The following is a 3,447-nucleotide window of genomic DNA, read 5'->3' as shown; positions in this document are numbered from 1 at the left end:
GCCTGACGTGTCCCGATTCATCGCCACCACGTCGTCCGACGTCGCGGAGGTCTGCGCCGCGGCGGACGGCTGATCGCGAGGCCGTCGCCATGGCATCCCCGGATCTCGGAGCGGTCGACGAGCTGTGCCGCCTCGCACGGGCCGCCCAGCGGCTCGGCTGCACGGTGCGACTCGAGGGAGTGTCCGATGAGTTGCGCTCCCTGCTCGACCTCGCCGGAGTATCGGGCGTCGTCATCGACTTGCAGCCCGACGTCGACCGAACGGATCTACGATGACCGAAATGAGCACGCCGACCCGAACCCTGCGGCCGGAGGATCTGGACGTCCATCGTCGAGCGCTGACCGGGTATTGCTACCGAATGCTCGGGTCGGGAGCGGAAGCCGAGGACGCCGTCCAGGAGACGATGGTCAAAGCGTGGCACGCCGCCGACGGTTTCGAGGGGCGGTCCAGCGTGCGAACGTGGTTGTTCCGGATCGCCAACAACGTGTGCATCGACATGGGCCGAAGCCCGCAGCGGCGTGCCCGGCCCATGGATCTGGGTCCGGCACGCACCCCGGATCCCGTTCATCTGTCCGATGTCCTGCCCGAGAACACCTGGATCACTCCGATCGCCGACGAACGCGTCATCGACGTCCACGGCGACCCCGCCCAGGTCGTCGCCATGCGTGACACCATCCGACTCGCCTTCGTGTCGACGCTGCAGCATCTGCCGGCCCGTCAGCGCGCCGCACTGGTGTTGTGCGATGTCCTGCGCTGGCCGGCCACCGAGGTCGCCGAACTGCTCGACACGTCGACCGCTTCGGTCAACAGCTCACTGCAACGCGCCCGCGCGACCATGGCCGACTCCGCCGCTGCACCCGCGTCAGCGGAGGCGCTGACCGACGAACAGCAACGATTGCTCACGCGATACGTCGAGGCATTCGAGCGCTACGACATGGATGCGCTGAGCCGACTCCTCCACGACGACGTCATCCAGACCATGCCGCCATACGCCATGTGGTTGCACGGCCGGGACGACGTGCTGGCGTGGTGGGTCGGTCCGGGGGCGGAATGCGCGGGTTCGAAGCTGTTGAACGGTTGGGCCAACGGATGCCCGGCCTTCGCCCAGTACCGGGTCGATCCCGAGGGTGGGCACGCCCCGTGGGCCCTGCAGGTGCTCGAGTTGCGCGGTGACCGGGTGGCCGAGTTCCACGCCTTTCTCGATACCGAAGCGTTCGAGCGGTTCGGTTTTCCGGCCCACCTCTGAGTCCGCCTCCCGGTTTCCGGGAGCCGGGGCGATTCGTCATGAGACCATCCGGCAACGGTGTCATCCATCGCGCCCGACATGAGTTGAGTCACTCTGTCGCACCCGCTGCGTAGAGTGTCGACCGAAGCGTCGTGGGGTCGCTGTTCCACCCTCCCGGATCCATCACATCGATCTCGGAGGCGTCATGTTCGCATCCATCCCATCCGCCGTCCTCTTCGGGGCCCGCGGTCATCCGGTCACGGTCGAAGTACACGTCGGCAGGGGCCTGCCGGGGTTTCACGTCGTCGGGCTGCCCGACGAGTCGATCCGCGAGTCGCGCGATCGCGTGCGCGCCGCCGTCATGTCATCGGATGCGATCTGGCCCGACACGAAGATCACGGTCAACCTGGCGCCGTCGCAACAGCGCAAATCGGGGTCCGGCCTCGATCTCGCCATCGCCGTCGGTGTGCTCGTGGCCTCCGAACAGGTGCCGGCCGACTCCGTGAGCGAGATGGCGTTCATCGGCGAACTCGGACTCGACGGATCGATTCGAGGGGTCCCCGGGGTCGCTCCGATGGCGGGGGTGGCGATGCGGCCCGAACTCGTGGTTCCTGTCGCAAATGCCCACGAGGCGTGGGTCGTGTGTGACGGCCGGGTCCATCCGGTCGCACATCTGCGTGAGCTGATCGCCGTCCTGGGGGAGGACCGCGCGCCGTGGCCCGACCACGACATCTGCGTGGTCGACATCGAGGACGGCCCGACCGCGGACCTGGCCGACGTCGTCGGCCAGCCCGTGGCTCGCAAGGCACTCGAGATCGCAGCGGCCGGGGGACATCACTGTCTCTTCGTCGGACCTCCCGGATCCGGGAAGACCATGCTCGCGGCACGCCTGCCGGGGCTGCTTCCCGAGCTCGATCGAAACCAGGCGTTGGAGGTCACGATGATCCACTCGGCGGCGGGGATCGCGTTGCCCGCCACCGGCCTGGTCACGCGACCGCCCTACCGTGCGCCTCATCACACCAGCTCCGAACCGGCGATCGTCGGCGGTGGGTCGCACAGCCTGCGACCGGGCGAGATCTCGATCGCGCACTGCGGTGTGCTCTTCATGGATGAACTCCCGGAGTATCACCCGCGCGTGATCGACACGATCCGCCAGCCGCTCGAGGACGGCGAAGTCCGGGTCAGTCGCGCGGCGCACCACACCACGATTCCGTCGCGATTCCAGTTGGTCGCCGCGATGAATCCGTGTCCGTGCGGTGAGGGCGGTCGTCCCGGAGGGTGCGACTGCGGCGACGCCCGGGTCGCCCGCTACGCGGGCCGGGTCTCGGGGCCGTTGCTCGATCGATTCGACCTCCGCGTGCGGGTCCATCGTCCGCTCGTCGACGACCTGCTCAGCGGAGAACGTGGCGAATCGACCGCCGTCGTCGCCGAACGCGTGCGCGTGGCTCGAACGCTGGCGACCAGGCGTCAGGGCGGGGTGAACGCAGGACTGTCACCCGCCGACCTGGACGCGGTGGCCCCGCTCACCGCCGAGGCGCTCGCCGTGCTCCGATTCGAGATGGACAAGGGTCGTCTGAGCGGGCGCGGGTACCACCGCATCCGTCGGGTGGCGCGCACGATCGCCGATCTCGAATCAGAGCCTCCCGAGGTGATCGGTGAGGCCGCGATCACACTGGCGCTCGACATGCGCGCCTCGGTCGGTCCGCTCCGTGCGGGAACGGTGGCGGCGTGATGGTCGAGATCACGAACGACCTGATGGACAGCACGAATCGAGCACATCTCGCCGCACTCGCCGGGTTCGATCACATGACCACCGCACGCCTGGTGGCGCTGATGTCGGGGCGCTCGGCGATCGAGGCGTACGCGATGGCAGCAGGAAAACTCGCCCCGTCCCCAGCGATCAGGGGCGTCTTCGCTCGGTCACGAGACCTTGCCGAGCGGTGGAGATCGTCCGCCCAGCGGATCGAGCCCGAGCGGATGGGGGATCGGTGCGGACAACTCGGCGTGAGGGTGGTGGTCCCGAGCGATCCTGAGTGGCCGGCGCAACTCCTCGATGATCCGCGGCGCCCGGCGGTGCTGTTCGCCCAGGGCGATCTGACCGCGCTCGACGCCCGCCGAGTCGGCATCGTCGGCACTCGCAACCCGACTCGTCGTGGCGGCCAGATCGCTGCCCGCTTCGGTCACGAGTTGGCGGCTGCCGGCGTGTGCGTCGTGTCGGGTCT

Annotated in this window: 4 protein-coding genes; all 4 read left to right on the top strand. The window is 68.6% G+C overall.

From position 1 onward, the window contains the following. Positions 1 to 89: 89 nt before the first annotated feature. Positions 90 to 275 carry a hypothetical protein gene (locus WBV89_RS13795; RefSeq protein ID WP_423981931.1) on the top strand — a complete coding sequence of 62 codons (186 nt, stop codon included), beginning with the start codon at positions 90 to 92 and terminating at the stop codon, positions 273 to 275. A gap of 5 nt (positions 276 to 280) precedes the next feature. Further along, positions 281 to 1,246: a sigma-70 family RNA polymerase sigma factor gene (locus WBV89_RS13790; protein WP_423981930.1), complete on the top strand. Its 966-nt coding sequence runs from the start codon at positions 281 to 283 to the stop codon at positions 1,244 to 1,246. Positions 1,247 to 1,430: 184 nt separating this feature from the next. Next, positions 1,431 to 2,957: a YifB family Mg chelatase-like AAA ATPase gene (locus WBV89_RS13785; RefSeq protein ID WP_423981929.1), complete on the top strand. Its 1,527-nt coding sequence runs from the start codon at positions 1,431 to 1,433 to the stop codon at positions 2,955 to 2,957. Next, the coding region (locus tag WBV89_RS13780; protein WP_423981928.1) for a DNA-processing protein DprA at positions 2,957 to 3,447 on the top strand (491 nt) is incomplete at its 3' end. The genes WBV89_RS13785 and WBV89_RS13780, both read left to right, overlap by 1 nt.

Source organism: Ilumatobacter sp., assembly GCF_049588435.1.
GTDB lineage: Bacteria > Actinomycetota > Acidimicrobiia > Acidimicrobiales > Ilumatobacteraceae > Ilumatobacter_A.
Note: the sequence above shows the minus strand (reverse complement) of the source record. Positions and strands in the feature narration are given on the sequence as shown.